Source organism: Kitasatospora sp. NPDC059571 (assembly GCF_042735675.1).
Classification (GTDB): Bacteria; Actinomycetota; Actinomycetes; order Streptomycetales; family Streptomycetaceae; genus Kitasatospora.
The window spans coordinates 467-6,571 of record NZ_JBHWBW010000443.1; the positions used below are offsets into that span (position 1 = coordinate 467).

At 72.3% G+C, this 6,105-nt stretch carries 3 protein-coding genes and 1 pseudogene; 1 reads left to right on the forward strand and 3 read right to left on the reverse strand.

Going from position 1 to position 6,105, the window contains the following annotated elements:
- Positions 1 to 40: 40 nt before the first annotated feature.
- Positions 41 to 2,698: a glycosyl hydrolase gene (locus ACFV0G_RS32305; RefSeq protein ID WP_380555699.1), complete on the reverse strand. Its 2,658-nt coding sequence runs from the start codon at positions 2,696 to 2,698 to the stop codon at positions 41 to 43.
- A 1,321-nt stretch (positions 2,699 to 4,019) separates the two neighbouring features.
- Here ACFV0G_RS32305 and ACFV0G_RS32310 point away from each other — a divergent pair.
- Positions 4,020 to 4,409, forward strand: a complete 390-nt coding sequence (locus ACFV0G_RS32310; protein WP_380555695.1) for a VOC family protein — start codon at positions 4,020 to 4,022, stop codon at positions 4,407 to 4,409.
- 125 nt (positions 4,410 to 4,534) lie between these two features.
- Here ACFV0G_RS32310 and ACFV0G_RS32315 read toward each other — a convergent pair whose 3' ends face one another.
- On the reverse strand, positions 4,535 to 5,488 hold the full coding sequence (locus ACFV0G_RS32315) for a JmjC domain-containing protein (RefSeq protein ID WP_380555697.1): 954 nt from the start codon (positions 5,486 to 5,488) through the stop codon (positions 4,535 to 4,537).
- A 13-nt stretch (positions 5,489 to 5,501) separates the two neighbouring features.
- Positions 5,502 to 6,105 (reverse strand): annotated as a pseudogene (locus tag ACFV0G_RS32320) (hypothetical protein); the annotation flags it as partial.

Consider the following 6,105-nt stretch of genomic DNA (forward strand, 5'->3'; position numbering starts at 1 on the left):
GTACCGGGCCGGACACCGGCGTTGCCGCTGCCGGATGGGGTCAGCCCTCCTGGCCGTGGTGTCCGCGGCCGAGGCGGCTCGGGTCGATGGACCAGATACCGCGGCCGTGGGTGGCGGCGTAGAGCCGGCCGTCGGGGCCTGTCCTGAGCTGCATGACCGTGGTGGTGGGCAGGTTGTCGCCGATGACCTGCCAGTTCTTCGCCCCGGGGGCGCGGTAGAAGGCGGCGAGGTCGGTGCCGAGGGCCAGGCCGCCGTTCGGCAGGAGGCGCAGGGAGTCGGCGGGCACGTCGGGGAGGTTGGCGGAGAGGTCCGTCCAGGTGGCGCCGCCGTCGCGGCTCTCGAAGACGTGGCCGACGCCCGCGCCGGGGCCCTCGGTCCAGCTCCGGGAGAACCCGCTGAAGGAGACGTAGACGTGCTGGGCGTCGGCCGGGTCGACGGCGAGCGAGGAGACGTACCGGTTGGGCATCGCGCCGTCGACCGGCAGGTTCAGCTGGTGCCAGCCGGTGCCGTCGGCGTTGCCGGTGGCGATGCCGCGGGTGAAGCCCTGGTTGTTGCAGGGGCCGCACCAGCCGGCGTAGACGGTGCCGCCGGAGGCGGCGACGGCGGTGGCGACGTGGCCGGCGCCCAGGTCGTAGGCGGCCTTCCACTCGTCGCCGCTGCGGATCGCGAAGCCCTTGTCCTGGACCCACACGTGCCGGCCGCCGGCGACCCAGGTGTTCGTGTTCCTGTCGTCGGTGGTGATCGGTGCGATGAAGCGGGCGCCGGCGCCGCCGAGCTGGTTGTCGGGCGGGGCGACGGCGTAGGTAGTGGCCTTGGTGGGGTCGGTGGACCAGGAGCCGTCGTTGACGGCGCAGTTCTGGGTGACGGACACGGCCAGGTACACGTACTCGGCGGCGACGTTGCACCCGTTGTTCGGGTCGACGATGGTGTCGCCGCCGTCGCCGCCGAAGTTGGAGCCCATCACCTTGTCGCGGGCGCGGAGGATCGACTCGCCGTTGTCCTGGAGGCCGCCGCTGACGGCGACACCGTGGCCGGCCGGGTCGGTGCCGACACCCACCGAGTAGTACTGGAGGGTGTCGATGGTGCCGTCGTTGAGGGACTTCCAGTCCTTGGCGTGGCCACCGGAGTCCACCGCTCCGTTCAGCGGACGGCTGTAGATGCCGCCGTCGTTGCCGACGTACACGCTCGTCTTCCCGTGGTAGCTGCCGACCGCCACGGCGTGCTGGTCGGAGTGCGTGGTCGGGGAGCAGTCGCCGGTCTGCTTGGCCGGGTCGATCGACCAGCAGGGGAAGCCGAAGTTCCAGTACGGGCCGGGGGTGATCCAGCTGGCGCCGCCGTTCTTGGTCTCGAAGACCTCCTCGAGACCGAGGTAGACGTGGTCGGCGTTGTTCGGGTCGACCTGGAGGAACTGGTTGTACCAGGACTGGATGCCCGGCTGGTAGCCCGGGTCCTGCAGCGCCGAGCCGGAGCCCTTGAGCTTGTCCTTGTCGGCGATCAGCGTCCACGGACCGAACGGGGAGCCGGACTTGGACACGTACACGCCCTGCAAACCGCTGTCCGGGTCGCTGGTCAGCTTGGTCGGCGACTGGTCGATCGCGTAGTAGCGCGAGCCGTCCTTCGAGCGGGCGAAGGTCACGTTGCCGACATCGCCGGCCCCGGTGGGCAGGTCGCCGAGCGAGCTGACCCGCTGCCAGGTGCCGTCGGCCGCCTTGGCGTAGAAGCCGTTGTACGTGTCGCCGCTGCGCCAGCCGACCGCGAGGACGACCTTCGAGGGGTCCTTGGGGTCGATGGCGATGTCGTTGGCGATGTTCTTGTACGGGGCGTTGGGCGCCTTGGCGTCGGCGCCGCCGGGCAGGTAGCTCGGGTTCGGGGCGAACTCCAGGGTCCACGGGCCGCTCAGGTCGGTGGTGGAGTGGCTCCACACGCCGCGGCTGGTGGCGGCCCACACCCTGCCGCCGGCGAAGCGCAGGGCGTGGATGGTGGTGGACTCGAGCTCGGCGCCGCCGACCCGGTTGCCGGGCTGGAACTCGCCGTGCTGGGGGTCCGCGAGAACGTACACGCCGGTGCCGACGTAGGAGGTGGCGCCGGTGTTGGACTCGCCGGTGGCGTACCAGAGGCGGCCCGTGCCGTCGAGGTTCAGGGCGCCGGTGGACAGCGAGGGCAGCTTGTCGGAGATGGCCTGCCAGTGGCCGCCGCCGGTGCGGGAGCGGAAGACGCCGCCGTTGGCGCCGCCCGCGTAGACGTAGCCGTCGTCGTCCGCGGCGATGCCGGTGATCCGGCCCGTGACGTTGCCGGAGCCGCCGCTGGAGTTGGAGTTGACGTCGCGGTAGCGCGGGTCGTCCGAGTTGTAGGGCTTGTCCGTGACCTGGTTCCAGGTGCCGGCGGTGTGCGGCATCGACTGGAGCTGGGCCCAGGCGGCGCCGTAGGCGCCCGGTGCGACGACGCCGGGGGCGGTGCGGGCCTCGGTGAACTGTTCGGTGGCCTCGGCGGAGTTCTCCGCCTCGTCGCCGTCGTCCGCACCGCCGCCGTCGGCCTTGGCGGCGGACAGCGGGCCGAGTTCGCCCGCCCTGGACTTCTGGGCGTGCTGGTGGGCGATGTCGGCGAGGTGGCGCGCCTGCCAGGGGCGCGGCCTGGGGGCGGGTGCGGCGAGGGCCTGGCTGGTGGTCAGGCCGAGTGCGGTCAGTGTGACGGCGCACATGAAGAGCTGGCGTCGTTGCCTGTTGGGCACGGTGCGGATTCCTCCCGGGAATGGCCGGGGCACCGGTCGCGCGCCTCGGCGAAGAGTCGCTCGAAGCCTCCCGGGTGGCACGCGCGGCGGGAAGGGTGCCACACGTAACGAATCTTCAAAATCCAAAACAGTGAATGGACATATGAAAAGTGGGAACGCCCCCAGCCTCTGGCCGAGGCCGGTGGGCGGGGCCGGAACGGTCAGCGGCGAACGGCCGTGGGCAGACTCCGTTCCCGGTCGGGCACGGTGAAGGTCAACGGCGTACATGGCCTCGTCGAAGGCCTGACCGTTGGCGGGGGCCTTGCCGACGGCGAAGATCGCCACGGCCTTGCCGTTCACCACGGAGGTGGAGATGTAGTCGCCGACCATGCGGCCCTGGGTGGTGGAGGCGATCTGCGGCAGGGACATCGGCCCGGCGACGGTCTGCGACGTGCTCCAGGTGGCGCCGTCGGCCGAGGTGGCGTACACGGTGTCGTCGCCGGGCAGCCGGAGCGGAACCGGCAGTCCTGCCACGCCACCTAGATCTTCCCGATGGCGTCGATCTCGGCCGAGGGCAGGCCCTCGCCGTCGCGCAGGCGGCCCGCGACGCCGTGCGAGGAGACGCCGGCGACCGGCACGGTGGAGCTCCACGAGGTGCCGCCGTTGGTCGAGGTGAACGATCGGACCGACCTGCTCGCGGTCGAGCAGGCCCTTGGCGTCGAGGTTCACCGGGCCGGTCGGGAGGGTGGGGCGGGCGGACGGTGCCGCAGGTCGACCGGGTTCTCCGGGTCGTTGGACGGCGTGATCGTGGGCCGGGGCGCAACCGGGCCGGTCGGAGGAGCGGATGCCGGACCGACCGGTGTGCTCACGGCACTGGACGACGCCGGCGTCGATGGCCCCTGCGGCACGACCGATCCGGGATTCGCGCCGCCGCCCGCGGGATCGGTGGAGCGGGAGGGGCTCGTCGCGCTGCGGGACGGCGGGGGCGGCCCGGCCGGGCGCGGGCCGGGGCCGCAGCCCGCCGCCGTCCCACCGAGCACGATGAACAGGGCCACCGCCCCGAGTGCCGCGTTCCGTCCGGCCATTCCTCTGCTCTCCCCACGTCGGTGTCGTTGTGCGCCTTGGACGGTACTCGTGGACCGTCGGTTCTCGGGCCTCAACGTCGAATCGGGGAACGGGGCCCCGTCCGTCAGCGGATGCCGGAGTCGAACGCGAGCGTGACCGTGGTGAAGTGACCGGCCGTAACCGTGACGGCGACCGGCAGCCCAGGGAGGATGCCGCAGGTCAGTCGTCTCTGGTTAGAGTCGGGACCATGCGAATCCAACGGCTCGATCATCTGGTACTGACGGTCGAGGACATCGACGCCACGATTGACTTCTATGTCGGCCTGCTCGGCATGGAAGCGGTCACTTTCGGTGCCGGACGGCGGGCGCTGGCGTTCGGCGAGAGCAAAATCAACCTTCATCGCGCGGGCAGTGAGTTCGAACCGAAGGCCCGACGGGCCACGCCCGGTAGTGCTGACCTGTGCTTCATCGTTGACCCGCCGTTCGGCGAGGTCCTGGACGAGCTCAAACGGCGGGGCGTGCAGCTGGAAGAGGGTCCTGTCCAGCGGACCGGGGCGCTGGGGCCGATCGAGAGCGTGTACGTGCGGGACCCGGACGGCAATCTCGTCGAGATCAGCGTCTATCCGACCGGCTCCTAGGGTCCCCATCAAAGATGATCAAGCGATGATAGCTCATGTCGGGCGTGATGTGCCGTCATGAGCTCTCGGATGCCGAGTGAGCCGTGCTCTCACGGTTCCTGCGAAGGCGCCCGACGGGCGGCAGGTCAGCTCGCAGGCGATGGACTCCCGGCCGCGGCGGTCGTCGCCGCATCAGCGGCCGCCGCGGACAGGGAGATCGGCGAGCGCGGTGCGGGCAGTGCGGCCAGCTTTCCGCGCCGGGCGTGGTGCACCAGGTCCTCTGGGGTGAGGGCGGTGACGGCCGTGCGGACGTGGTCGAGCATCGCGGTGGCCGCGGCCAGCACGGCGTCGTCGTCCAGCGGCCGGGTCTCGATGCTCATGGACCTCGCGGTGAGCTTCTGGAGGCTGCGGAACAGGTCGCCCGTGTGGATCTCGCGGATGGTCAGCGAGAGGTGCACCGACAGTCCTTCGTCACCGACGGCCTGGTGGGCGTAGCCCCGGGGGATGTAGAGCACCTCGCCGGCGCGCAGGGTGGTCCGCAGCACCTCCGCCGGGGGTTCGCCCTCGACCCGGCCCTGCCGCCAGTTGCCGTCCGCCGGACCCTCGTGGACGCGCCAGGACTTGCTGCCGTTGAGCTGGAGGACGAGGACGTCGGCGTCGTCGCGGTGCAGGGGCACGCCCTGCGTACCGGCGGGCGTCACGAAGCAGAACGCCTCCACCGCCCGCTGGAGTTCGGCGGAGAGCCTGGCGAGCAGGTCCCGGGTCGGGCCGTGCCACTGGTCGAGCCGGCGCATCAGCAGGGTCGCGCCGTCCGCCAGCAGGGCCCGGATCTTCGTCTCGTCGGCGAACCCGCCGTACGAGGAGCCGTTCACCGCCCGCGGTGACAGGTAGGTGTCGGGGCCGAGCGGATCCTCGGCGCGCGCCATCTCCACGTACGGCTCGGGCAGGAATCCGGTGGCGAGCGCGGCGTCGACGTCGGCCAGGGTGAACGGGCTGCGCAGGCCCTCCGCCGGTCGGAAGACGCCCGGCCGGCGGCGCCAGTACGTGGTGGCGAAGGCAGCGGGGTCGCCGACCCACGGGGCCAGAGTCGGAGCGTGCACGGTTCCTCTTCCCTCAGATGTCCGCTGGTTCATTCGTTCGTTCCGGCAGGCCGGCCGCGCCGGTCGCCGGCAGGCGGGGGAGCGTCCCCCGGGCGAGGCGCCGCCCGGTCTCGCCGACGCGCAGCTTCCCGCTGGTCGTCACGGGCAGGGTGCCCGCGGGCAGCAGGACGACCTCGGAGACGTACAGGTCCAGGACGCTCGCGAGCCGCCGCCGCACCCGGGCGGCCACCTCGGCGGCCGGGGGCGTGCCGGGGCCGGCCGCAAGCTCCGCCACCAGGCACACCCGCTCCTCGGAGTCCGCGTCCGTGACGCCGATCGCCGCGCAGCGCCCGGGCCGCAGGCCGGGGACGTCCTCGCAGGCCGCGATGACGTCCGCCGGGTAGAAGTTCCTGCCGTGATGGACGAGGACGTCGTCGCTCCGGCCCACGACGTACAGCTGGCCGTCGTGGACGAACCCCCGGTCCCCGGTGGCGTGCCAGCCGGCCGGTCGGTGCGCCGCCGGCCAGTACCCGCTGAACAGCTGCGGCCCCCGGGGGGGGGGGTGGCCCCCCCCCGGGGGCGCCCCCGCCCGGGCCGGGGAGAGGAACAGAGCACCCCCCCCCCGGGCGCGGGGGGGC